Annotated in this window: 21 protein-coding genes; 10 read left to right on the top strand and 11 right to left on the bottom strand. The window is 54.4% G+C overall.

Annotated features, from left to right (window positions below; genetic code table 11):
* The 4 genes from Poly59_RS24120 to Poly59_RS24105 form a co-directional block, all read right to left on the bottom strand.
* Window positions 1-1,692, bottom strand: coding sequence for a type II secretion system protein GspD (locus tag Poly59_RS24120; protein WP_246151898.1), 1,692 nt, complete (start codon window positions 1,690-1,692; stop codon window positions 1-3).
* A 202-nt stretch (window positions 1,693-1,894) separates the two neighbouring features.
* Window positions 1,895-2,194: a hypothetical protein gene (locus Poly59_RS24115; RefSeq protein ID WP_146536638.1), complete on the bottom strand. Its 300-nt coding sequence runs from the start codon at window positions 2,192-2,194 to the stop codon at window positions 1,895-1,897.
* Between the two features lie 91 nt (window positions 2,195-2,285).
* Window positions 2,286-2,804, bottom strand: coding sequence for a hypothetical protein (locus Poly59_RS24110; protein WP_246151897.1), 519 nt, complete (start codon window positions 2,802-2,804; stop codon window positions 2,286-2,288).
* A gap of 433 nt (window positions 2,805-3,237) precedes the next feature.
* Window positions 3,238-3,960, bottom strand: coding sequence for a LuxR C-terminal-related transcriptional regulator (locus tag Poly59_RS24105; RefSeq protein ID WP_146536637.1), 723 nt, complete (start codon window positions 3,958-3,960; stop codon window positions 3,238-3,240).
* A gap of 278 nt (window positions 3,961-4,238) precedes the next feature.
* Between Poly59_RS24105 and Poly59_RS24100 the strand changes: the two genes are divergently transcribed.
* From Poly59_RS24100 to Poly59_RS24085, 4 genes are all read left to right on the top strand, one after another.
* A complete protein-coding gene (locus Poly59_RS24100; RefSeq protein WP_146536636.1) occupies window positions 4,239-5,105 on the top strand; it encodes a TrmH family RNA methyltransferase in 867 nt (288 codons plus the stop codon).
* Window positions 5,106-5,306: 201 nt separating this feature from the next.
* Window positions 5,307-6,257, top strand: coding sequence for an AAA family ATPase (locus tag Poly59_RS24095; RefSeq protein WP_390621530.1), 951 nt, complete (start codon window positions 5,307-5,309; stop codon window positions 6,255-6,257).
* Window positions 6,254-7,483, top strand: coding sequence for a DUF58 domain-containing protein (locus tag Poly59_RS24090; RefSeq protein ID WP_146536634.1), 1,230 nt, complete (start codon window positions 6,254-6,256; stop codon window positions 7,481-7,483). The genes Poly59_RS24095 and Poly59_RS24090 overlap by 4 nt, the downstream gene beginning before the upstream one ends.
* Complete coding sequence (locus tag Poly59_RS24085; protein WP_186776482.1) at window positions 7,476-9,668, top strand: transglutaminase family protein; 2,193 nt, start codon at window positions 7,476-7,478, stop codon at window positions 9,666-9,668. The genes Poly59_RS24090 and Poly59_RS24085 overlap by 8 nt, the downstream gene beginning before the upstream one ends.
* Window positions 9,669-9,701: 33 nt before the next feature.
* Here Poly59_RS24085 and Poly59_RS24080 read toward each other — a convergent pair whose 3' ends face one another.
* The 3 genes from Poly59_RS24080 to Poly59_RS24070 all read right to left on the bottom strand — a co-directional run bounded on the left by Poly59_RS24080 (window position 9,702) and on the right by Poly59_RS24070 (window position 13,727).
* Window positions 9,702-10,937 (bottom strand): threonine/serine exporter family protein, encoded by a 1,236-nt coding sequence (locus Poly59_RS24080; protein WP_146536632.1) that lies wholly within the window; start codon window positions 10,935-10,937, stop codon window positions 9,702-9,704.
* Between the two features lie 108 nt (window positions 10,938-11,045).
* Window positions 11,046-12,440: a sigma-54-dependent transcriptional regulator gene (locus Poly59_RS24075; RefSeq protein ID WP_146536631.1), complete on the bottom strand. Its 1,395-nt coding sequence runs from the start codon at window positions 12,438-12,440 to the stop codon at window positions 11,046-11,048.
* 75 nt (window positions 12,441-12,515) lie between these two features.
* Window positions 12,516-13,727 (bottom strand): two-component system sensor histidine kinase NtrB, encoded by a 1,212-nt coding sequence (locus tag Poly59_RS24070; protein WP_146536630.1) that lies wholly within the window; start codon window positions 13,725-13,727, stop codon window positions 12,516-12,518.
* A gap of 327 nt (window positions 13,728-14,054) precedes the next feature.
* On the opposite strand from Poly59_RS24070, the gene Poly59_RS24065 reads away from it, so the two are divergent.
* On the top strand, window positions 14,055-14,381 hold the full coding sequence (locus Poly59_RS24065; RefSeq protein ID WP_146536629.1) for a hypothetical protein: 327 nt from the start codon (window positions 14,055-14,057) through the stop codon (window positions 14,379-14,381).
* A 51-nt stretch (window positions 14,382-14,432) separates the two neighbouring features.
* On the opposite strand, the gene Poly59_RS24060 is transcribed toward Poly59_RS24065, so the two are convergent.
* Window positions 14,433-16,247, bottom strand: a complete 1,815-nt coding sequence (locus Poly59_RS24060) for an ATP-binding protein (protein WP_146536628.1) — start codon at window positions 16,245-16,247, stop codon at window positions 14,433-14,435.
* Between the two features lie 187 nt (window positions 16,248-16,434).
* Here Poly59_RS24060 and Poly59_RS24055 point away from each other — a divergent pair, with 187 nt between their 5' ends.
* The gene (locus Poly59_RS24055; RefSeq protein ID WP_146536627.1) at window positions 16,435-17,463 is read left to right on the top strand and encodes an AAA family ATPase; all 1,029 of its coding nucleotides are present in this window, start codon (window positions 16,435-16,437) and stop codon (window positions 17,461-17,463) included.
* 39 nt (window positions 17,464-17,502) lie between these two features.
* Here the strand turns inward: Poly59_RS24055 and Poly59_RS24050 are convergent, their stop codons facing one another.
* The 3 genes from Poly59_RS24050 to Poly59_RS24040 are packed head-to-tail and all read right to left on the bottom strand — an operon-like array spanning window position 17,503 to window position 20,245.
* Entirely contained in the window at window positions 17,503-19,197 is a 1,695-nt protein-coding gene (locus Poly59_RS24050) for a sulfatase-like hydrolase/transferase (RefSeq protein WP_146536626.1), read from the bottom strand.
* Window positions 19,198-19,224: 27 nt separating this feature from the next.
* Window positions 19,225-19,911, bottom strand: a complete 687-nt coding sequence (locus Poly59_RS24045) for a DUF2461 domain-containing protein (protein WP_146536625.1) — start codon at window positions 19,909-19,911, stop codon at window positions 19,225-19,227.
* Window positions 19,904-20,245 carry a hypothetical protein gene (locus Poly59_RS24040; RefSeq protein WP_146536624.1) on the bottom strand — a complete coding sequence of 114 codons (342 nt, stop codon included), beginning with the start codon at window positions 20,243-20,245 and terminating at the stop codon, window positions 19,904-19,906. The genes Poly59_RS24045 and Poly59_RS24040 overlap by 8 nt, the downstream gene beginning before the upstream one ends.
* Window positions 20,246-20,397: 152 nt before the next feature.
* On the opposite strand from Poly59_RS24040, the gene tmk reads away from it, so the two are divergent.
* The 4 genes from tmk (at window position 20,398) to Poly59_RS24025 (ending at window position 23,316) form a co-directional block, all read left to right on the top strand.
* Window positions 20,398-21,003: a dTMP kinase gene (tmk, locus tag Poly59_RS24035; protein WP_146536623.1), complete on the top strand. Its 606-nt coding sequence runs from the start codon at window positions 20,398-20,400 to the stop codon at window positions 21,001-21,003.
* 182 nt (window positions 21,004-21,185) lie between these two features.
* Window positions 21,186-22,430: a hypothetical protein gene (locus Poly59_RS24030; RefSeq protein WP_146536622.1), complete on the top strand. Its 1,245-nt coding sequence runs from the start codon at window positions 21,186-21,188 to the stop codon at window positions 22,428-22,430.
* A 225-nt stretch (window positions 22,431-22,655) separates the two neighbouring features.
* Window positions 22,656-22,754 carry a 50S ribosomal protein bL37 gene (locus Poly59_RS30745; protein WP_390621519.1) on the top strand — a complete coding sequence of 33 codons (99 nt, stop codon included), beginning with the start codon at window positions 22,656-22,658 and terminating at the stop codon, window positions 22,752-22,754.
* A gap of 43 nt (window positions 22,755-22,797) precedes the next feature.
* On the top strand, window positions 22,798-23,316 hold the full coding sequence (locus Poly59_RS24025) for a 3-hydroxyacyl-ACP dehydratase FabZ family protein (RefSeq protein ID WP_146536621.1): 519 nt from the start codon (window positions 22,798-22,800) through the stop codon (window positions 23,314-23,316).
* Window positions 23,317-23,532 lie beyond the last annotated feature (216 nt).

Below are 23,532 nucleotides of genomic sequence, written 5' to 3'. Positions count from 1 at the left end.
TTAAGGAGTGCAAACGGGCTTCACGATTTTGGGTGAGATAAAGATCACAACTTCCGCATCGCGGGTTTGTTGTTGTGTCGTTTCAAAAAGATAGCCCAGTAGCGGAATCCTGCTTAATCCGGGGATCCGATTCACCTTATCAATCGTCTCTCGCTGTACTAAACCTCCGATCACAATGGTTTTACCGTCTTTGACGTGAACCGTTGTTGAGACCGAACGACGATTGATAATTGGGAACGGATTGAGCGCTAGTTCTGTATTCGCCGTTCGGACGTCCTCGCTGACTTCTGCTTTCTCAATATCGATGGTGACGACGTCACCGCGGATGCGCGGTGTGATGTCCAAACTGATCCCCGATTGCACCGTTTGGATATCTTGTTGAAAGAAAAATGCGCTGCTGTCGGTCGCGCCACTCGATTGTGGCTGGACACTAAAGAATGTCTCGCGATTGATTGCGATCGTGGCCTTCTTGTTGTCTTGGGCCATCACATGAGGTGACGCGCGAATGGTCAGGTATCCGTTTTCGTTCAACAATTTGATGAACGTCGACGTCTTGGCAAAGTCGTCGAAAATCGCGCCGGCACCCGCTTTCGAGTAGGTGGAACTGAGTGCTAGTCCGGTCGCACCAAGTTTCAATGCGCTTTCACCATTCAGTTCGACAGCGTGCTGCCAATCGAGTCCAAATTGAAATCCGCTGTCCGGCTCGACGACGCAAATGATTGCTTCCAAGACGACTTGAGGAATCGGTTGGTCCACCGCCGCGAATCGATCCATCAATTGCTGTGCGATTTGGTCCGGTGCCTCGACGACGATCAAGTTTGAGCCGGCGATTTCTTGCACAAACGGCACGAGGCCCTTGGGCACGGTGTCGATCAGAGCTTTCGTTTCCAAGTGTTTGGGACGGTACTCCGAACGACTGGCAATGTACGAAAATAGTGGCGATTCCGGGTCTGGCGGTGCGACAAAATGCTGGTTGCCGCGTTTGGCGTAATACAGCCCCAGCGGCATCAATACCTTTTCGATCGCTCGATCGAGCGGCAAATTGTGCACTCGTGCGTTGACGACTCCGCGGACATTTTCATCCATCACTAAGTCAATGCCTGCATCGGACGACAGGGTCAGCAAGACTTCACGAACATCGGTCTCGATGAATTCTTCATCAAACAACAGTGGTTCTTCGGCTTCCAAATATCCTTGGGTTTGTTGGACAGCCGTCTTTGAAGTTCGACGTACGCTTCGCCGCCGTGAAGATCCGTTGTCTTCGAAGTAGTCGTCATACCCCATCGCCCGTTCGATCGGATGATCATCTCTGGATCGGGGAAAGACGTCAATCAATTCGGCGTGCTCGGTAACCGATTGGCCGAGCGTTTTTTCTTGGGACGCCTGATCGCTGATTACCTGATCGCTGATTACCCGTTCGCTGATGATGCGGTCATCAATGATTTGTTCCTCGATGATGGATTCACCGGGCGCCAAGTCGTGGTGAATCGATGACGCATCGAAGTCGTCTGATGGATTGGCCGATTTGATGTCGAATTCGGGCATCGAATGGTCGAGCGAATCTTGAACCAATTCAGCAATCGAAGGACGTGTCGGCAGTGGCCGCGAGGCGCAACCGACACCGATGCCAATGCAAACAACGATCCCAATCACACACTGTGCGACGGTCTCGGGCGTGGATCGTTTGGGCATCCTTGCGTGAGTCAAAAAAGTCCTTTTAGTGTCCTGTGATCGTCAGCACGACAGTTGCACAGTGGTTGCCCTCGACCGGTTGTGCGTTTCCCATACTGACTCGCAAGTTGACTTTTACTTCGCCGTTGCCTGCGATGCCCATCGCAATGGCGGCTTCATTTCGGTTGGCTGATCGGTCTGTTTGTTTGACGAGGCGTCGCGGTTACGCGTCGACCATCCCAGAGGTTCCGGTCACTGTCGCCTCGATTGTGGCGTCACTCTCGATTTCAGGGTACTGAATATGACGAAAGGTCGACGTTGTCCAGTGCAACAGGGCTTGGCGGTTGTTGACGCGAACACGGCACTCGGCCGAAGCGGTTAGGCTTTGCGATCCCGACTGAGGGATAGGGGTCATGTCAACTCGCACACCGTTTCCGCCTAAACGAACAACATCGCCGTCACTGACCTGGAAAGTCAATGTGGCGATTGCGAAGGCGATGAAAAGGTGTTTCCAGTGGATCATGAAGTTCGTGATCGAGTTGTAGACGCAATCACCGCCGCGTCTCCATGAGACGCGGCGGCAACCGTTGTTCTTAGATCGAAAAAGTCAAATATCAGTTTGCTGTCACCGTACCAGTGACAGTCGTTTCATAGTCACCGGCTGGGAACGATCCAAAGCCATTGGTGACGAAGCTGACCGAAAGGTCAAGGTTCGCTCGTCCGAAACCGTTGGACGAAACTTGAACCGTAGCAACACCGTCGTTGTTGGCATAGTCAGTCGTGTCAGTTGCTTGGCTAATGGTCCAGGCGGCCGATCCAACGGATGAATTGACGCTCAAGCCCAAAGTCGCGTTGCGTTTTGCAGTTGGATCAACGGTGTGACGGAATGCTTGACTAGTTGCGAACGATGCCGTGACACCAGCCAACGAGTTGCCTTTGACAACCCACGATTGAGCGGGGAACACTTGATCGATTTCACTTTCATCGTGGACGATCGTCACGTTGGAAGGCGCGGTGATCGCGATCGCACCGGGAACGGTGACCGTGAATTTTTGCGATGCAGTGGTTTGACCCAAAGCGGTACCAGCGGTAGTGGCGAGAATCAGAGCAACGAAAGTAGTTTTGAAGTTCATCGTGAGTTTCCTAGGGGCAATTGAAAACGAGCGAGTCGTATCTTGTGAATCGAAATGCGTTAATTTCTTTTGAAGCTCAATCGCGTTTCCTGAATTCGATTCGCCGCAGGATTGCGGCTTGCCGAAGACGACAGTAGGGATTTAGGTGCACACAGGTCAACCGAATCCGAAACAATTTCTGAGCCTCGTTTTCCCCAAGTCCACAACTTCGAGTCTGTGAAACTTGTCGCTTGGCCGTGGTGGCCAAGCGGTTTGTTTTGCTGTGGTAATGGGAACGCTTGAAACCTATGTCCAAGTTTCACGCTCGGTGCGAAAACAGACGCGAAGTCCAAGGAAGCCTGACACTGAATTCCAAGTGCCACATTTTTCCTGACGGGAAGCGGAAGTTCCAATTCACGTCCTGCGGGTTTCCCCGACAGGAAACACCGCACCCTTACCCCGTAGGTTGCAATTCAAGTGTTTTCGACGCGTGCCGCTTTGCGAATCGCACAAGGTCGCTTCGGTCTTTCAACTGATGCTTTCGCATCACGCGAGCTCGATACGTTTCGACAGTCTTGACGCTGAGGAACAGCTTTGCAGCCGCCTGTTTGTTCGTCATCCCGTCGGCGATCAGGGCAAGGACTTCCCGTTCGCGTGTCGACAGATCAATTTGGGCATCTGGGTTGTTTTCCATCGCGAGATGATTCGGGTGCTCCAACGCGTTGGCATCCCGTTTTTGGATGTTTGAATCAACCGTTTTTTCATGTTGGGGCGAACTAACGCCGTGGTGGGAGTGACTGATGAAGATCCGCCCGGCATGAATGGTTCGGATCGCCCAACAGAGCTCGTCGGCGGATGCATCCTTGATCAAGAATCCATCCACGCCGCATTCAACGACGTCTTTCGCGAACGCCGGATTTTCGTTTCCAGTGAACGCTAAAATCTTGATCGCTGGGAAGGCATTGCGGTATCGAAGCAGTTCTTCGAGGCCATCGCCGGCACAAGAACGAGGGTCCATGACCACGACATTCGGATTTGTCTCGGGCGTTAAAAGCACCGCCTCGTCAATCGAGTCGACTTCGCCAACGATTTTCAGATCTTCGCGTGACTGGCAGGCAAGACCGATTCCCGCACGAGTGATTTCATGGGGGTCAACAACTAGAATTCGGATGGGCATATTTTAAGAATTGGGGGCTCGCAACACGTGTGCCCGACGTGTTGACGGAAATTGTTTAGACCAGCGGTGAAAACTCTACGGCTTTGCCCCCGCACTAGACGCAACTTCAATCGCATCTATCACGGTTCACCATGTCTTGACGGTCTGTCTATCGAAACGTTGCCGACAAACCACGGCACGTTGCCAAAAATCAACATCCGTACACTCGTTTGACTCAGATAGGGCTGTTGGTAAGGCAGGCCGCACGCTTCGTAACGACTGTAACGCTAGAATTTGCTATGCCCATCATTCAAATCCACGACATCGACGACCCGCGACTGGCTCGGTACACCGACCTGCAATCGGAACGACGCAGCATCAAGACAGCCGACGACACATTCATTGTCGAAGGCGGCTGGTGTGTGCAAAAATTGGCGCAAAGCAATTTTCGACCGCGCTCGGTCGTTGTCGAAGAAGGCCGACACGAACAAGTCGCTGCCGAGTTTCACGACGACGTCCCCCTCTTCGTGCTCTCGTCAGATCAGATTCGCCAATTGGTTGGGTTTGATTTCCACCGCGGCATCTTGGCCGAAGGAATTCGGCCGCCCACTCAATCGGTCACCCAACTTGCCGTTGATCCAGCCTGGTCCGATTCATCACGGCGGGAAATCTCACTAGCTGTTTTTGGTGTTTCGCTTGCGGACAATTTGGGCAGCATGATTCGTACGGCGACCGCGCTCGGCATCAACCGACTCGTGACGGGGCCAAGGACGGCGGATCCGTTTTCAAGGCGTTCCATTCGAGTCAGCATGGGGACGGTTTTCAGTCAATCGATCTACCAATCGAACCATCCGATTGATGAGATTCCGACGATGATTCGGCGCAGCAATGTCCGTGTGGTCGCAACCACACTCAACCCCGATGCGACGCCTCTTGACCAATTCGTCTTTGGCACAATTGAATCAGATCGACGACCGATGATGTTGATCGTCGGCAGCGAACCGGACGGCCTTGGGCGAGAAATCGAGTCCGTTGTGACCGACTTGGTTACCATTCCGATGCACTTGGACACTGACAGTTTGAACGTTTCGGTTGCCGCTGCCATCTTCATGTACGAAATGACGAAGCATCGCGATCATGGGCATATTGCCGCTGATTGCACGTGACTTTTCATGTCCGGTACAATTCAATCGCGTCCGCAGGACTGCGTAGACAGGATTACGTTGATCGGGATTGCGACGATCCAGTTCTGGCAACCGTCCTTTGGTCTGCACTGGCGTGTCCGTACTTCTTCATTTAGGCCAGAGTCAGTTCCCTTGTTTGCACGAAAAACGCTCGAAGATTCGGTCTCGTCATCCACCGCGCCGATCAAAGCGGCCATCACGGATGATCCCCGCTTAGCAAAACTCGATCTCGTTCGGCAAAAACTGCGCGGTGTCATTCGTGGCAAAGACGCGGTGATTGATTCGATACTGACGGCGATACTGGCCGGCGGATCGCTATTGATCGAAGACGTGCCCGGTGTTGGCAAGACGACACTCGCGAAATCAATTGCCGCCCTGATCGACCTTGACTTTGGACGAGTTCAGTGCACGCCCGATCTGTTGCCAGCGGATATTTTGGGAAGTTCGATTTTCCAACCTGCGACGAATAAGTTCGAGTTTCGAGCCGGACCGATTTTTTGCAACTTGCTGATTGCCGATGAAATCAACCGAGCGTCACCGCGGACGCAAAGTGCGTTGTTAGAGGCGATGGCCGAATCACAGGTCACGATTGACGGCGAGTGTTACAAACTGAATCAACCGTTCTTGGTAATCGCAACGCAAAATCCAAGTGGATTCGAAGGGACCTTTCCGTTGCCCGAATCGCAACTCGATCGTTTCCTGCTCAGGTTGGCGATGGACTATCCGGACTCAAGCAGTGAAGTAGAGATGTTGCTTGATCGTACATCCGACGATCCGCACAGTGCATTGAAGCCAGTGATGAACCGTGATGAATTGATCGAATTGCAGGCGATGGCGCGAGCGGCGACGGTGGACCGAAAGGTAGCAGAGTATTTGGTCGAGATTGTTAGTTTGACGCGTGTCGATTCGAGGCTGCGGATCGGATGCAGTCCCCGTGGATCAAAAATGTTGCTTCGCGCAGCACAAGCGCACGCGGTGCTTCGTGGTCGTGGCTTTGTTATGCCTGATGACATTCAAGCCATGGCGGAACTAACGATCGCGCACCGTGTCTCGCCGCGCAGTGCATCGATGCCCCATCGCGAAACAGCCATGATCATTCGTGAATTGGTCGACCAAGTTGAGGTGCCCGTTTGAACTCGATCGCACCATCAAGCACGCCATGGCGATGGGTCGCTTTGGTTGGCCGAGTCGTCATCTCGCCAATCACGTTGCTGTTGGCGTTTCGCCGTTCGCTAACCGGTGCGTCGGTCACTTTGCTGTTGATCATGATCGTTTCGCTGAACATCGTGTGGGGTTACCCGTGGGTCGGTGTTTTTGCGGCGACTTTGACGATGCTTGTACTTGGTGGACTGGGCAGCCGATTGGCACGTCCACGTCTAAAGGTCGACTTTTCGTTGCCAACCTCTGCACCTTTGAACCAGCCGTTCTTGGTCACGATGCACCTTCGTAACGAATCGCGGTTGCCGGCCATGGATCTGATGGTGGGTTTTGTCCCTGAAAAGACTCGTCGACGCGACGCTCGTCCCCTCAGATTCCAGTTGTTGTCTCAGCGGTGTCAGCTCGCGACGATTCGGCCGCGTGATCGTGTTGATGCTGCGTTTACGTTGTCGGGCGGGCGACGCGGCATCGCTGTGCTGCCCAATGTAATGGTCGAGTCGCTGTTTCCGTTTTATTTGTTTCGATCAAGCAACGCTGTGGCTTCGCAGACAACGATTGCGATCACACCACAATTGATCGATGACGAGGACGATCCCATCGCAGGAACCGTTCTCGGTGCAATCGGTGCATGGTCAAACCGGTTGCTTTCCGGAGATGCGTTGAACTATACCGGCAGTCGCGAATATCAAGTCGGCATGCCGGTTCGGCGATGGGATTTTTCGTCATGGGCTAGGCTGGGGCGCCCCATTGTTCGCGAGTATCAATCGCCATCGGTTCAAACGGTCACGATCATCGTCGACACGTCGAGTGATCGCGATCGCCCACAATCTGCCGAGACCGTGGATCCAGTGTTGGAACGCCTGTTGTCGTTGGCCGCCGTTGCTGTAACGGATCTTTGTCACCGCCAGGTCCGGCTGCGTTTGCACGTGACCAACGAATCGACCGAGTCTTTTATAGCACCTCGCAACCAACACGCGGTTTCGGACAGCGAACCGCTTTTGATTCAATTGGCTGGCGCGGAAACCGTCGACCAAGCCACGGCCAATCGTCGTATTGCGGGCGTCTTTGAAATGATCGGCCACTGCCCCACATTATTGCTGACGACGCGCCAGCAAGAATTCGAACGTGCTTTCTCTCTCAACCACGTCACCGTCATTCAATGTAATCCCTCTAGCGCGCCGGAGTATGCGGCTCATGCTTGAACGTACGAAGACGTTGCTCGGTGTGATTCTGTTTGGCGAGATGCTGTTCTTGGGATCGACATTTAATGATTTCTTGCAAGTAGGAATTCTGGCGGCACTTCCACTGGCATGGGTGCTTTTACATCACCGCTCGACATCTCGACCGGCATCTGAAAATAATCGTTGGTTTGGCTCGTCGTCTCGGTCCATTCGATGGATGGTTTTGTTCTTGACCATCGCACTGATCGTTGCTTTTACTACGGTTTGGCGTGTTGGTGGTCGCATCAACGGATCCGCCAACTTGGTTTATTTGGCCGTTGACGTGCTGGCACACTCGTGCTTTTTTTTGTCTCTCGCGGTTTGGACCTTTCGTCCCGATCGAGGCCACGTTTCGCTTCTGGCTTTGGGGATGATCGTCGTTTTGTTGTGTGTTGCTGCGGGGGGAGTCAGCCGGTCGCTGACGGCACAAACGACGGTTGGCTTGATCGTTTGCATCGGTTTTTGTACGGCCTCGCAGATCATTTTTTCAGCGAAACGCAATCGGGCAATGGGTCTGCCGGACAGGCCCGGCGATCCGACCGAACAATCTCGCCGTACAAGTCCCGTTTTTGCCGTTCTTACGATTTCAACTTTGTTGTTGGCTACCAGCGTTGTGGCCCGAGCGACGACTGATGCATTGCCTAGTGTCCAGAACGCATTGCAGCAGCAACTTAAAGTTTCGATCGACACGACCGTTAGTCCGAAGTACGTCGGCGGACTCATGTACGTCAACGGCAGCCGATTGGGATCGATTCGCAAACACCTCTCATCGGATCCAACATCGATCGCCTTGATCGTGGATTCTGAACGTGCACCGGGCTACTTGCGAGGAACGGCATTCGATTACTATCAATCTGGTCAATGGCGATCGGCAAACAATCTGCGATTGAACGACGCCGCCGAAGCTGACATGATTGACTTCACGGTTCGTCCGTCAGAGTCTCCTGCGTCAAGGTCGATTGTCAGTATCAGTCGCGACTTGAAACACTTTGATTTACAGAATCCAAAGCGACGCCAAAGTTCAACTAAGAATCCTCGAGACGCACAAGAAGTCTTGGTCGAAATGGACGTCCATAACGATCCCATGAAAGGGGCGGTGGTGTTCATGCCTCTTGCGACTCGTTGGATCGAGTCGAAAAGTAACGAGCTGATCGTTTCCCAGCATGGCATTGTGCGGATGGGGGTCGACGTGACGGTGCCGTATCGAGTTGGCATTAGCAATGAACTTCCGCCCGAGCAGCTTGACGGTCAGCGTCGATTTCTCCTCGAAAGAATCCCACAGTCGTTGAAGGAAATGCTGGCGTCGACAACGACCGAGATCTGCCGCGGTAAAGAATCGGCTCGTGAGAAAGCCGCAGCGATCAGTGACTTTTTTCAACAGCAGTTTGTCTATGGTCTCAATCAAACCGTTCCGCCACGTCGCGTTGACCCTGTTGCTCACTTTTTGGATACCCGGCACGTCGCGCACTGTGAATACTTTGCATCGGCAAGCGTTTTGATGTTGCGATCGGTCGGTGTGCCGTCACGATACTTGACGGGATACGTCGTGGATGAGCAGCATAGTGACGACAACACGAAATGGATTGCCCGAAATCGTGACGCCCACGCTTGGGCGGAAGCATACGACGATGCGACTGGCCAGTGGTTTCCCGTCGAATCGACCCCGGGTCGTACTTATCGTACGATCTCGCCTCTGCAGGATGCCGCCAGCGCAATGGCTCGCTCTGGTGGTTCTGATGAGACATCGTCAAGTAACGATGAGGCGTGGTACACGTATTGGCTAGGTTTGGTCATGCCCGCGCGGGTGACCGAGACCCTGATGACACTTTTTCGGTTGGCCCAGATTCCGCTGGTTTGTGGGCTCATTTATTTTTGGTGGACAAAATTCTACAAGCCTTCGCAAGTCGGCATCCATGCGATCGACCAGCAATGTCGAAAAAGGTTGTCACGCGTCGATCGGCGAATGAAGAAATGGTCGCTCGTTCGCGGTCCAAGTGAAACGCTGTACCAGTTTGCCCAGCGAGTTGACGATCACGTGGCGTCAATCCAACCAAGTTTGTCGCCGCCGCAAAGACAGTGGATTTCCACCGCAACAGCTTGGTACCGGCAATATGCGAACGCTAGATATCAAGGCAAACTACCCGACGAATTCGTTCAAAACCTGTGATTTGCGGGTTGGGATCGTGCGAGGGGACGACTGCTAGCTAGCGTCACGAATTGTTGTTTCTTTCGCGAGGTTTTGGTTGGGTGCGAGGGCGTCGGTGAGGAGCAAGCCGGCGACGATCGCAACCGAGGTAAGCATCATCGTGGCGACCAAACGAATGCCGCCGGGCAAGTCGTCTCGGAGCATGATTTGTGCTATCCCAGAAAAGCCGATGCTTCCTGGCACCAACAGGATCAGCGCGGGCATCAGCATCACCGCCGAAGGCAACCGTAACCGGCCAGTGATGACGTGGCTGACAATTCCTGCAACGACGGATGCGATCCAAACCGCCGCAAATGAGCTGACGAATTCGGCTGCCAATCGCAGTGTGCCGAAACCGACGATCGTCGCCAACAGCAACCAGGGGACGTCGCGGTATCGAGTTCGAAAAAGGACTGCGAAACAGAGTCCGGTCGGAACGATGACGACTGCCGAAGCCAGCAGCGTCGGCGTCATCGGCGCGGCCGATGTGGGGACTGCATGAAAAGCAGCAACAATCCCGTGTCCCATGTAGACGCCAAAGATCATGGTCAGCAGAGTCGTGATCGCTCCAGCGACTCGAGCCGAGCCCGACGCTAAGTTTTGGGTTGCTAATTCGTTGATGCTGATCGTTAAATGCAAACCCGGAACTAGCACGATTAGCGACGACAGTACCGTCAATTCAAAATTGCTCGCCGGGACAAGAACTTGGATCAAGCACGCCATGGCACTTGCGACAAATCCCGCAATCACATTGATCAAATGGAGTTGTAGCCGCATCGCCGCTAGCCCGACCACCAAACTGCCGACGATCAATCCAATCGCGCCCGACGCCGCGATGACGACTGTGTTGCCCCCGACCAGCACAGCGACGCAGGCACCAACGATCCCGTACGCAGCAATTTCAACGGTCTTGTCATAGCCATCGGGCGTCGCGTTGATTTGCTGTAAACGTTGCCAAGCCTCGGGCGGCTGTAACCCTTCATTCTGAATCGCGGCTTGCAGTTCGAACAGTTCTGCATACCGCCTCAGGTTCGTGTCGCCAGGAAATACACGCACCAACCTTGTCCCTTGGTCGACATCGTCATCAAACGTCACAAACAGTGCAGTAGGCGTTGAAAAGAATGTCGCTGATCTACCAAGCGACGCAGCAACCTGTTCCATCCTGAGGTCCAACTCATAGGCTGGCGATCCACAAGCATGCAGACTGCGGGCAAGTTCTAGGATCAGCGTTTCGGATGAAATTTCGGTCACGGTACTGGAGTCTGGGAGAAGATGTCGCGCTAAATCGGGCGGCCCATTCCAACACCCCACGCCGGTTGACGATACCCCCGTCAAAATGTTTGCTCGAATCCGCCAAGGCTACCGAAACTGATCCGCGCTGATGTGGTGTCGTCTCAACAACTTATTCAATCCTTGACGTGATAGCCCGGCTTGGCGTGCAGCACTTGCGATAACCCCTTCGTGTTTCTTCAGTAACGCAGTGAGGTAAGCCTGATCGGCACGATCGAGCATTTCGTCTCGAGATATTTCTGCGATTTTGGCTGTGTCCATGGGAAGTGAATCAATATCGCGAAGCTGCGGCGGTAGGTCATCGACCTCGATCGTTTCGCCGCGTGCGAGTGCAATGGTTCGTTCGATTACGTTTCGTAGTTCGCGAACATTGCCGGGCCAGTGATAGCTGCGGAAGCAATCGAGCGTCTGGGCCGAGAACCCAACGATGCTAGAGTCTGTTGGTCGCAAGTGTTTTAGAAAATAGTCGGCAAGCAACAGGACATCGTTGCCGCGCTCGCGTAGCGGAGCCAGTTCGATGTGGATCACTGCCAATCGATAGAACAAGTCCTGGCGAAAGCGGCCAGCATCAACGTCGGCCTGTAGATCACGATTGGTCGCGGAAACGAAACGAGTATTGACGCTAATCGGTTTGCTGTCACCAATCGGCGTGAAGGTTTGCTCTTGAACGGCCCGTAACAACTTCGCCTGTGAAATCGCCGGCAATTCACCTAATTCGTCGACGAATGCCGTACCACCATCACAGTGACGAAGCAAACCTTGCTGGTCTTGAATTGCCCCCGTGAACGATCCCTTCATGTGACCAAACAGCATCGATTCGAACAACGATTCTGGAATTGCTGTGCAGTCGATGACTTGAAATGTACCGCCGGATCGTGGACTGTTGTCGTGGATTGCCTTGGCAATCACTTCTTTGCCCGTTCCGCTCTCGCCGGTAATCAGCACATTTGTTTTACTCGCCGTGATACGGTCGACTATATCCAGTAATTCAGTCATCGGCGTGCTGTCGCCGATAATCTCAGTAAACCGTGATTGCGTCTTGCCGGACGCCGGTGGCTTGCCGGGTTCGACATTCTTGGCAATCGGTTGCCCAATCGCTCGCTTGATTGCGGCCAACAGTTCGTCAAATTTGACCGGCTTGAGCAGGTAGTCGGCGATGCCAAGTCGAACGCTTTCGATCGCGCTAGGGATCGAGGGTGCGCCAGTCACGACAATCATCGGAATATGCGAGAACTCCGTGCGGCCTTCATTCAACAATTCTAATTTCAAATTGCCGGGCATGTTCAAATCAGAAAGGATCAAGTCAAACGGCTGTTCACGAAGCAATTCGATCGCGTCGTTGGCATCTTCGACGCAAACGCAATCGTAGCCTTCATCCCGCAAAAGTTCAGCGGTCGCGTTTCGATAAAGCGGTTCGTCATCAGCGATGAGGATTCGGTGAGAGTGGTCGTTCGTTGTTGTCATTTGAAACCTAGCCAACCAAGTGACATTCGTTGCAAGCTTGTCGTCGTGACGCGGTGCACGAGAAGGCGGTGCCGCCTACTCCAGTCGTCTTGGTATCGAGACCGTAAACCGCGTCCCCTTGCCCACTTCGCTCGCGACTTTGACCGAGCCGTCCATGGCTTCAACGATACTACGCGTTACGGATAGCCCCAATCCCATGCCCTGTCCGACGGTTTCCGTCTTTGTGCTAAAGAAAGGATTGAAAATCTGGTCCAGATGTTCGGCTGCGATGCCATATCCATCATCAGCAACTTCGACGGACAAAGTTCGATGTTCCGTTTTTGTGGTGACGGTCACCGTTTGTCCTGGTTTGGAAGCTTGAATCGCGTTGTGAATAAGATTCAGCAGTACCTGCTTCAGCTCACCTTCTCGCGACACCACTTCATCGGCGCCCAGTTCGCCAATCGCGATCAAATCAACGAAGACCGTCACGACCTTGACTCTGGTCTTTCGTGCAAGCGGTTGTGACAGCGAGATCACCTCTTCGATCGACTGTTGGATTGAAAACCGCGTCGCCATCTGCTGGCTGGGCCGATAGAGTTGATACATCTGGTGCGTGATGCCACTGATGCGGTCGATTTCTCGGTCAATCAGCTCGAACTTGTCAAAGTGTTTTGTGTCGCTGGGCAAATGCCGTTTCATTAGCAGCAAGGCGTTGCGTATTCCGGCCAGCGGATTGTTGATCTCGTGAGCGACGCCGGCGGCTAGTTCCCCGAGGGCTGCGAGTTGCTGCATTTTCGAACGGTGCTTTTCTAATTCAGCGACGCGAGCGGTTCGCTCTTGCACCAGTTGCTCGAGGTGCTCGTTGTGCAAACGCAACTGTTCACGCAGTTCGCGTTTATCGGCGATGTCCCGCACGCTGGTTCGGTAACCCAGCGAACGTCCTTGCCGGTCTGTCATCGGTTGCCAAGATACTGCGACCCAGCGGTGAGTTCCATCGCGATGCCGCACTTTGAATTCAATGTTGTTCCCTGAGCTTCCGCTGGCCATCTCGACCATGTGTTGCTTCATGCGACCATGGTCCGAAGAATCAATCAGGCGATACGGGTAGTCGTCCATTTCCAAGCAATCACTGGCCGTGTATCCGGTGAAACGCTCGACCGCCGAATTTACCCACAACAGTTCAGCATCGCGATTGTGCCAGCTTTCCCAGTCGTAAGTGCACTCCGCAATCGTAGGGAAAAACTCCGGTGCGATCGGTTGCCCTCGTTTCGGAATTGAAGCACTGCTTAGGTTGGGAGAATTCATGAATCCATTCTAAGAAGATAGCCCAATCATCGGGGATGGCAGGTGGCAATGTCGACAAGACTTTTCGGCAAGTCATGCTTCACTTGAAAACGACACCGAAGTGGAAACGCCAGTTTCCATGCTGGAAACCAGGGGTGACGGTGCGCGGGTTTGATGTCGACTGTGCATGTATGGAAATGGCGTTTTTTTCGAACTTTTGGCAAATCATGCCATTGTGGCCTGCCGTGTGCATCGGAGTGCTCTCGCGCAGCGTGACGGCGTATTTAAGTCCCGGGCGTCTAACGCGTCGTTTGTGTTCTCCATCCAGATTGTTGTAGGGAGCAGCCCATGATTCCGCTATTAATCTTCCAGTCGCAGGCTGGGAAATTGGATTCCGAATCGATCGATCCAACGAGCATCCTGAATACCACGCAGGATCAGTCTCGTTCAACCAGTTCTACGTTTTCGAAAAGCGATATCGAAATCGATGACGCGAAGCAGCACGACTTGTGCTCGAACAGTGACGACGAGGAAAGGAGCATTGTTAAGGTCTTGATCCTGCTGTTGCTGTTGCCGATTGTCTCTCTCGTCTTGTTCTGGCTCACGCTTTGGCTCAGCCCAGATGCATTCTTGCAAGATATCTCGCCGATCGACTTGTCGAACTACGGGCGTTGAGACAAGCCGTTTCAATCGGGCACAACGTGTCGCGTTTGCCGTGAGTGGCGATTAGCCTAACGTGTCCAATTTTGCAAAATCTGACAGGTTGGTTTCGCGATCCGGGAAACGTAGGCGAAAACAGGTCCCTTGGCTGATTCCGATATCGACGATCGAGATGTCGCCGCCGTGTTCTCGCATGATCTTTGCGCTGACGGGTAATCCCAATCCCGTACCTCGCATGCCTTTGCGTGATTCGAATAGCGAAAAGATTTTTTCGCGGTCTTCCGGTGCGACGCCTAGTCCGTTGTCGACCACATCAACAGTCCAGCCCTGGCCCGACTCGTACGAGGTTCGCACGAAAACTTTCCCGGTCTCAGCTTCGGACTCGGCCGGGTCACCCAATTCGGCATTGACGTCAAAGTCATCGTCTCTCGCCAATCGGCCCGATGCGGCATCGATCGCATTGGTGACCAAGTTCATCACCGCTCGGTGAACCGCATCGGGATCAAAAAGAGCCAGCGGCATCGACGAGGTGAGATCGGTACCGATTTCGACTTGCACCTCGGCGGCACGTGCCTTCATCAATTCAACCGCATCGGCGACCGTCTCATTTAGATCGGCATCAACTTTTTCCGGTTCGCGTTCTTTGCTGAACGTTAACATGTCCATGACCAGATTTGAGATCCGTTCTTGGTTTCGGTCGACGATCGACCAGCCACGCCGTACCGCGTCGGTATCGCCGCGGTCGAGTCCGGCTTCGATCAGGTAACTACCGCCGCTGATCCCTTGAAGAATGTTTTTAATGTGGTGCGAGAGTGTCGCGATCGTTTGTCCCATCGCGGCCAGTCGTTCGCTTTGCACCAGCGCCGAATAGTAGAACGTATCCTCGATCGCCAACGCCGCTTGGTGACCGATCGCAGTGATCAGTCGAAGGTGATCGTCGTTGAAACGAGTCTTGTTTCCGCTGGCCACAAACTGACCAGGCGATGTGTAGGTGTCGATATAGAGTGCGCCGACGATCGCGTACCGACCTTGCAAGGGAACGCACAGCGCTTCGCGAACGCCACCTTGAACGATCGACGCCGCTGAATCAAAGCGAGCATCGTCACGCGCGTCGCTGGTTCGTACGCCTTCCTTTTGTTTGATCACGTAATCCAAAATCGTTTGGCTGATCGCGATCGGCTTGCCTCGCACTGAATTCGCTTCGTCTTCGCGGTCACACCTTGCCGCAGGCCGAAATTTGTCTGTTGCAACATCACGCAACATCACGCAACCACGGTCGGCTTCGACCCAATCGAACACCAATCGCAAAATTCGATTCAGCACTTCTTCGATATCGTCGGTTCGTCCCACTGCGATCGCGGTCAAGTACATGACTTCGAGCGAGCGGTCCGACTCGGATCGCCGGCGAAGTGATCCTTCGCCAGAGTTGACGATCAGGTCGGGGTCGGACACCGATTGGGACAGCGATGAAACAATGCGGCTGACGTCATCTTGGCTTTTTAGAACGATGTCGACGCCGTGGGCGGCTTCGAGATCACCGATTGGGCCGATACTGGAAGATCCTCGTCCGGCCGACGTGGCACCAGGCTGGCCGGTACCAGTGTAGATCATTAGCGTGCCACCGATTTCGATTCGATCGCCGCTGTTGAGCAGGTGTCGACTGACTCTTTTGCCATTGATCCGAGTGCCGTTGCTGCTGCCCAGATCCACGATCTCGTACTTTCCGTCATCACCAGCTTGAAATTCGGCGTGCGAGCGAGACGATTCTGAGTCGAGCAATTGAATGTCGCTGCCCGTTTCGCGTCCGATTCGATACATCGGCTTGGAAAGCTGGAAGTGCTTTCCCTGATCACGACCTCGGACAACAAACAACGATGGCATGGATCGGCGGGGAAAAGAGAGCGTAGGGGTGGGCAAAAGGATGCAAAAATCCAAAATGGAGATTGCAAAACGTGATTTGGCGGGCGAAGCCGATGCTGGCACTAGCTAATATAGCGTGCCTGCACTTCCGTTTGCATTCCATCTCGCGTTTGCATTCCCCTACCAATGACTTGATCGAAACCACACTATGGTGAATCCGCCTCCCATCGAATCCGAAGACGACATGGCCGCTGCGCAACAGTTGGTCACCGCCTGCCAGAAAATTCGTGAACAAGTGGGCCGCGTTGTCGTCGGGCAAGACGAAGTGATCGAGCAATTGCTGATCGCGATCCTGGCACGCGGGCATTGTCTGCTCGAGGGCGTGCCGGGTCTTGCGAAAACGTTGATGGTGAAGACGTTGGCCGAGAGCATGAATTTGAAGTTTCGGCGGATTCAGTTCACGCCCGACTTGATGCCTGGCGACATCACCGGAACGGAAATCATCCAAGAAGATCCGCAAACCGGACATCGACAATTCAAGTTTGAACGCGGGCCGGTGTTCACACAAATGTTGCTGGCAGACGAAATCAACCGGACGCCGCCAAAGACGCAAGCGGCGTTGTTGGAAGCGATGCAGGAACACGAAGTCACCGCAGCAGGAAAAACGTACCGGCTGGACGAGCCGTTTTTTGTGCTGGCGACTCAGAACCCAATCGAACAAGAAGGCACCTACCCCCTACCCGAAGCGCAACGTGACCGGTTCTTGTTCTTGGTTGTCGTCGATTATCCGACACGTGATGAAGAAGCCGAGATCGTTGACCGTACTACGTCGTCGTTCACCAGTGCGGTGGAAGCCGTGGTGTCGGGCGAAGAAATCATGCAGTTCCAACGAACCGTCCGCCGCGTCCCCTTGCCGCCTCATGTCAAAGACTGGGTGCTCGATACGATCCGCGCCGTACGACCGCGCGACGAGAATGCAAAGCCGTGGGTCAAAGAGATGATCGAATGGGGGCCGGGGCCGCGTGCCAGCCAGCAATTGGTGCTAGCCGCCAAAGCTCGCGCGCTTCTGCAGGGGCGAACGCACGTCACGATCGACGATGTCGAAACCCTGGCGCACCCGGTGCTGCGTCATCGTATCGTGCCGACCTTTGCCGCGGACGCCGACGGAGTCACGGTCGATGACTTGATCACTCGGTTGATCAAAGAGCAACGCGCGGCGCCAGCGCAAGTCCTTTAGTAAATCGCAAGTCCTTTAGAAAGTCGCACCGCAACGTCGTTACTTTGGTTGCCGTGATTGCGACGGCTTGAAACGCGCGTCGATCCAGGATTGCAAGTGATCGGTGTTGCCTTTGATCGTGAACTCGTCGAGCGAGACTTCGATTTCATTTTGCATGGGATCGCGGTCGTGAATGATGGCAACTTGGTCGTCGAAGTAGTTTCGCGTGACGAAGAACCGCTGGGCCAGTGTGTCTTCGCTCGCGCTCGCCAAGTCGATACCGTCGAGCACTGGTCGGTTTTGTACTGTCAGTTCAATGCCGGCGGCAGCAAGCAATGTTGGCAAAATGTCTGCGTGCATGGTCGGCGAGTCGATGACGCGGTGGCTTCCGCCGGGAATCCGTATGATTGCGGGCGTCATGTTTTGCTGGGGCGACAGCTTGGTGCCGTGCCCAATGGTGCCGTCTTCTAAAAATGATTCGCCATGGTCGCCTGTGAATACAAAGATGCGATTTCGGGCGGTATCGTCGTCGCCCAACGCCGCGCCGATGAAACGGTCCGCCGTGACCGCCGCGTTTCGATAACGGTTCCAAACTTCATCGGCGGCCGACGGTGGATACGGAATCGTGAACCGGTCGTCCGCCGCGGGCTGGAACTTTTGGTCGTCGGGGTAACTGTTGAACGTGGCGTGAGTTGCATACAGATACAAGATCGCCAGTCGCGGTTTGCGAGTTGGTTCGTCGCTCGGTCGCAAGTACTCGATTGCCCGCATCGTGGCCTGACGATCCGATGACAAGCCATCGGGCGGTTCGGCGGAAAACTCATCGTAGTGTTCATCACTGATGAAGCCGTCCATTCGAAAGACTCGCCAATCGTCGTGTCCCGCAAAGAAACCGATTTCGTATCCGCTCCGGTGGAATAGGCGATTTAACGGCGGCGAGTATCGTACCGGACGCGAATACCAAATCGCTTCCAAGCCGCTGACGATGCTGAAGATGCCGTGGTTGGTGGCGTTGCCGCCCGAAAAATGATTGCGACACCAGATTCCTTCGTTTGCCAGTTTCCAAAGATTGGGTGTCCCTTCGGGCGTGATCAGTTCGTGACGAAATGATTCGGCAATGACGATTAAAATGTCGGGCCGATTCTCGTGATCAGATCCGGATTCATCGAGCGAGCTGACTGACATCATTCGCTGGTCCGCGTCGCGGCGCAGAACCATCGACTGAAAGCTTTGGGCGGTGTCGTTTGTGACTTGTTTCGTCGTTGTTGCAGCCCATTCTGGCTTGGGTATATTCCCGTGATGCCCCAAAACCGCGATCCATGCGATTGCCGTGCAAGTTGCGATTGGCGTTACCGAGATCTGCCAGCGCGAGCCGATTCGGCCCAGCGCCCACGCGACGGAGACGTAAAGTGCGATTTTTGCAACCAGGACGCCGATGCCTCGCATCACGTTTGCCGAGGCGTAAGAAAACAAGCCAGCACGCAAATCCGTGACCGCTCGTCCCACCAGCGGCGACCACAGATGGCTGCCGGTCCACTGGAACACCGTTGTGTCGACCAAGGTTAAGCATGGCAGCACGAAACATGCGAAGTTCGCCAACCGTGCGCCGAATCGCTTGGTCCATTGCCGGTCCGAAGAAGCTACTAACGCCAGCGGCAACAGTCCCGCCAATGCATCGGTGCCAGCCAGCCATGAGTTTTCAGAAACCGCCGCGATGGTGATCGCGGCGACGAAGCATCGAATCAAAATCGTCATGCGACTAGAATAACGCGTGGAGTCCCGCTAGTACGGAACGCCGATCGCATCACACAGAAAACTCATTATCGGCTTAGCTTTCTTGATTCGGTCGATCACGGTGGCGACGACATCGGGGCCTGTCATGTCAGTTTCAGCAAATGGCGAGGTCCCAATGAAATCGATCCGCCGCAGGTCTTCGATCATGGGGTGATCTTTGTCATAGTCTCGCGGTGAAGTTTTCAGACTCTCGCCCGCAAGTGAGTAGTTTTCGCGAAACCCTCGCTGGTCGCGTGCCTTGATCCAGCCCTTGGGATCGTTCGCGATCGCGGCTCGAAAAGCCGCCAACTGTGCCGACGCCGGACGCCAGGATCCGGCACCGATGAAACACTCGTTTGGCTCGAGGTGTAAGTAGACGCCGGGCGCGTGAATGTTCTTGTCCGCTTGGTGGCGGATCGAAATGCCAATGTTGGTTTTGTAGGGCGTTTTGTCTTTGCCGAATCGCGTGTCGCGATAGATCCGCATCACGCTGCCGCCATGACCTTTGGGGACGACGCACAACATGGGCGCCGCTTTCGCGAGCGGCTTCTGCAACTGGCTGACCAGCTCGACCGCAGGCCCTCGCACGTCCTCTTCGAAACGAGATTTGTTGTCGGCAAACCAGTCGCGATTGTTGTTCTTTTTTAGTTCACGAAGGAACCGAAATAATTTCGGCGACAAAATCGATTCAGCCATTGCTGGCAGGCTCGTTCGTTGCTCCCACGGACGTTTTAGGTGTCAGCTCGGCTGGCTCGAAACGATTTCGGTACAAGATCCGTTCCCACCATCGCGGCGTGCGCAATCGCAGATCGTCCGCCGGCACGGTGTGCTGTTTGCCGCGACGCGTTCGCAAACGAATCTGGCCGTCGCCTAGGACTTCCTCGACGATCCAAAACTTGTCGACCATGTATTGGTACGTTTCACCGCTGGATGCAGGCCGAACTTCGATCGCTCGTTCGCCAGGCGATTTACTGGATTTTTGCTTTCGATAAATCACCCAATCGCCTGGCTTCAGTTTGTTTACGTCCATGTTGTTCACTCGCAAAGGCGACGAATTGGGAAGAATAGCGAGGCTGAGGGTAACCCGCTATCTTCCAAGTTTGTACGTTTAACGCCGTGTCGGCAACCATCGATCATTATTTCGTAACCGATTCAACAACAATTCCTTAACGAGACTGATTCATGACGACCGGGATGTTTGTTTCGCTTGATGGCATCGACGGTGTTGGCAAATCGACTCAGATCAACCGTTTGGCCGAGCACTTTCGAAACCAAGGTCGCGAAGTTCTTTGCGTTCGCGATCCGGGTACAACGGCGGTGGGAGCACGGTTGCGTGAAATTCTATTGAGCAGTGATCTGACGATGCATCGTCGAACCGAAGCGATCATCTTTATGGCCAGCCGAAGCGAATTGGTTGAGACGCTGATTCGACCGGCACTCGCTGAAGGCAAAGTCGTGATCTCGGATCGATTCTTACTGTCGACAGTCGTTTACCAAAGTATCGGTGGTGACGTTTCGCCGGATTTGCTGTGGCAACTTGGCCGAATGGCGTCCGGCAATCTGTCGCCCGACGTGACCGTTCTGTTGGACATGCCGGCACTTGATTCGATGGCGCGGATCGACCGACCAGCTGATCGCATGGAAGCTCGCGGCCCTGAATACATGGAGTCGGTTCGCAAAGCGTTCTTGAAGCAGTTGCCCGAAGCCAGCGAAACGACCGCAGTCGTCGACGCCAACCAGGACATCGAAACCGTGGCGAAGCGGATTCGCGAATTGTTTCCTGCCTAGGACGCTTGGCACAGCGGACGAATTGGGCGAGAAGATTTTTGGCAAGTTTTATGGTCCGAAAACTTGCCGCCGAAGCCGCAATTCCCGCAGAAATCGGGGCAACATTCGGCTATCGGTGACCGCCCGGATTCTCCTAGACTGCCCGACGTCCGAAAACGAAACGCATTTTAGGAGCCCCCGGCATGGAAGCCGACTCGAAATTGCGCGGCACGATTGTCGCGTTTGCCGCTGGAATTGTCTGCTTGGCCGTGGGCTTGGCCGCAACTAAGGCTGACGCAGCCAACTATCGGACACGTAACTTCTTGATCCAAGCGCCTGACGCTCAGCTTGCCAAACAAGTTGGCGATACGGCGGAAAAATACCGTCATGACCTGGCATCGTATTGGCTAGGCCAGCCGTTGCCGCCTTGGCCGACACCATGCCCTGTCGTTGTCATCGCGGGTGCTAATCTGGCCGCCCAGGGCGAAACCAACTACCACACCGCTCCGGTTCGCGACTTCCAAATGAAAGTCGTCGGTACGCCCGAGCGAATCCTCGACAGCGTTCTGCCTCACGAAGTCACGCACACTGTCTTGGCGACTCACTTCGGACGTCCGTTGCCGCGATGGGCCGACGAGGGAATTTGTACGACAGTCGAACACGATTCGGAAAAGAGCAAGCACGAAGCCAAGCTGCGGGAATTCTTGAGCACCCATCGTGGCATCGCAATGAACAAGCTGTTCTTGTTGACTGAGTACCCCAACGACGTGCTGCCGATGTATGCCCAGGGATATTCAGTGTGCCGGTTCTTGATCGAACAACAGGACGCTCCGACGTTCATCGCGTTCCTGAGCGATTACATGCAGTCGCCATCTTGGACTGTGAACATCAAAAAACACTACGGCTACGATTCGCTGGCCGAACTGCAACAGTATTGGCTCGCTTGGGTTGCCGAAGGCAGCGGACCGGTCGCCCGTTTCGCGAAAAATGCTCCTCCAGCTTCCGCATCGCCATCAATCCCATCACCGAACGCGATCGCATCGGTCCGCGGTGACTTGTCGGTTCCCTCGTCCGGCGTTCGGCCTGCATCCGCAACCGGTCCGGCGACGAACTTGATCGCCCCGCAAAACTCGGCCGTCTTGACCACACTGGCCAGCACCGAATCGGGCGGCTGGTATCAGCGAAAACGACTCGAGGCTGTTTCCGAGAACCCGGCCTTGGCCGAGGCTCCCACGATCGCCGACCCGATGGTTCCCCCGTCGGTGCGAAATCCGGGACGCTACAAGTCGGCTCAGCCCCAGCCTGAGGTCACACTTGGTGGCGGCGGTCAGCCACAGTCTTACCAGCCACAGTCTTACCAGCCACAGTCTTATCAGCCGCAAGCCCACCTGCCGTATTCTGATAATGCTCGCCAAGGCGGGTACCGCGGTCCATCAACACGATATTAGCGGCCACAGTTCGGACTTCCCCGACGGCTCTTCGGCGGGCGTCCGATAAGCCATGCTTGGGTCTGCTACTAGCGGGGTTTGGGATGGATCACTGGATGGTCTGCCATTACCGGCGAAAAGTTGACCGTGACCGAGGCTACCCCTGCGGCACGAAACCTGCTATTTTCTCGATTCTTGGGAAGCAAAGCTCCCATTTTCCTGTACCTCTGACGACCAGATTTTTCGATGGCCAAACCGCATCGCAAGTTAAAGAAAGCTAATCACGGCCGCCGCCCGGCTAACGCTAAGGCACGTAAAGCGAAACGCCGCAAGCTGAAAACCTAATCAAAAGATCGAGATTTCTCTTCCTCGCTTGGTGAAAAGCAAGTTGAAAAGCAAATTCATCATCGATCTCGATCTGTTGGACGTCAACAAGCCAATCGCCGGTATTGAAGCGATCCGCGAGTTGAATCCGCAGCGCCACGAGATGGAGCAATTGACGGCGATCCTCTACGAGGATTTAGACCGGAATGTATGCGCGGCCGTAAAATCGGTCACGGAGGATGAATTTTGGTGCCGCGGCCATATGCCCGGCATGCCTTTGATGCCCGGTGTTGTCATGCTGGAATCGGTGGCTCAGCTTTCCAGTTATTTCACTCAAAAGAACGACTTGCTAGGTGCCGACATTGTCGGTTTCGGCGGCGTTGATGACGTGCGTTTTCGAGGTATCGTCACGCCCGGCGACGATTTGATCTTGATGGTCGAGCTGGTGAAGGCTCGCCGTAATCGAATGATCATCGCAGCTTTCCAGGGTGTCGTGAACGGATCGATCGTGCTGGAAGGCACTCTTCGCGGAATCCCCATCCCGATCGCTGCGGTCGAAGAACAATTGGCTCGCAAAGGCTAGTGCCAGTTTGGTGTCGCCGAAACAGTGGCGAGCTTACTCGCCTAGAATTCACACGCTGGCTCAAGGTTTCGGTAGCGGAGCTCATTAACGGTTCCGGTCTGAAATGACTCGCCGATAGTCTTGACAACTTTCGTTACTGCCAGACCCGAAGACTTCGGTTTCCTGCTGCGTCGAATTTTGTTGGTTTCGTTTCCTAACCTTTCGGGAAAGATCGCT

This window comes from Rubripirellula reticaptiva (assembly GCF_007860175.1).
In the GTDB taxonomy this organism is placed as follows: Bacteria; Planctomycetota; Planctomycetia; order Pirellulales; family Pirellulaceae; genus Rubripirellula; species Rubripirellula reticaptiva.
This window is presented reverse-complemented; position numbering and strand designations above follow the sequence as displayed.

Coding starts and splice junctions, on each gene's coding strand:
- Poly59_RS24120 (WP_246151898.1), bottom strand. CDS start 1,692: ATGCCCAAACGATCCACGCCCGAGACCGTCGCACAGTGTGTGATTGGG.
- Poly59_RS24115 (WP_146536638.1), bottom strand. CDS start 2,194: ATGATCCACTGGAAACACCTTTTCATCGCCTTCGCAATCGCCACATTG.
- Poly59_RS24110 (WP_246151897.1), bottom strand. CDS start 2,804: ATGAACTTCAAAACTACTTTCGTTGCTCTGATTCTCGCCACTACCGCT.
- Poly59_RS24105 (WP_146536637.1), bottom strand. CDS start 3,960: ATGCCCATCCGAATTCTAGTTGTTGACCCCCATGAAATCACTCGTGCG.
- Poly59_RS24100 (WP_146536636.1), top strand. CDS start 4,239: ATGCCCATCATTCAAATCCACGACATCGACGACCCGCGACTGGCTCGG.
- Poly59_RS24085 (WP_186776482.1), top strand. CDS start 7,476: ATGCTTGAACGTACGAAGACGTTGCTCGGTGTGATTCTGTTTGGCGAG.
- Poly59_RS24075 (WP_146536631.1), bottom strand. CDS start 12,440: ATGACAACAACGAACGACCACTCTCACCGAATCCTCATCGCTGATGAC.
- Poly59_RS24070 (WP_146536630.1), bottom strand. CDS start 13,727: ATGAATTCTCCCAACCTAAGCAGTGCTTCAATTCCGAAACGAGGGCAA.
- Poly59_RS24065 (WP_146536629.1), top strand. CDS start 14,055: ATGATTCCGCTATTAATCTTCCAGTCGCAGGCTGGGAAATTGGATTCC.
- Poly59_RS24060 (WP_146536628.1), bottom strand. CDS start 16,247: ATGCCATCGTTGTTTGTTGTCCGAGGTCGTGATCAGGGAAAGCACTTC.
- Poly59_RS24055 (WP_146536627.1), top strand. CDS start 16,435: ATGGTGAATCCGCCTCCCATCGAATCCGAAGACGACATGGCCGCTGCG.
- Poly59_RS24050 (WP_146536626.1), bottom strand. CDS start 19,197: ATGACGATTTTGATTCGATGCTTCGTCGCCGCGATCACCATCGCGGCG.
- Poly59_RS24045 (WP_146536625.1), bottom strand. CDS start 19,911: ATGGCTGAATCGATTTTGTCGCCGAAATTATTTCGGTTCCTTCGTGAA.
- Poly59_RS24040 (WP_146536624.1), bottom strand. CDS start 20,245: ATGGACGTAAACAAACTGAAGCCAGGCGATTGGGTGATTTATCGAAAG.
- tmk (WP_146536623.1), top strand. CDS start 20,398: ATGACGACCGGGATGTTTGTTTCGCTTGATGGCATCGACGGTGTTGGC.
- Poly59_RS24030 (WP_146536622.1), top strand. CDS start 21,186: ATGGAAGCCGACTCGAAATTGCGCGGCACGATTGTCGCGTTTGCCGCT.
- Poly59_RS30745 (WP_390621519.1), top strand. CDS start 22,656: ATGGCCAAACCGCATCGCAAGTTAAAGAAAGCTAATCACGGCCGCCGC.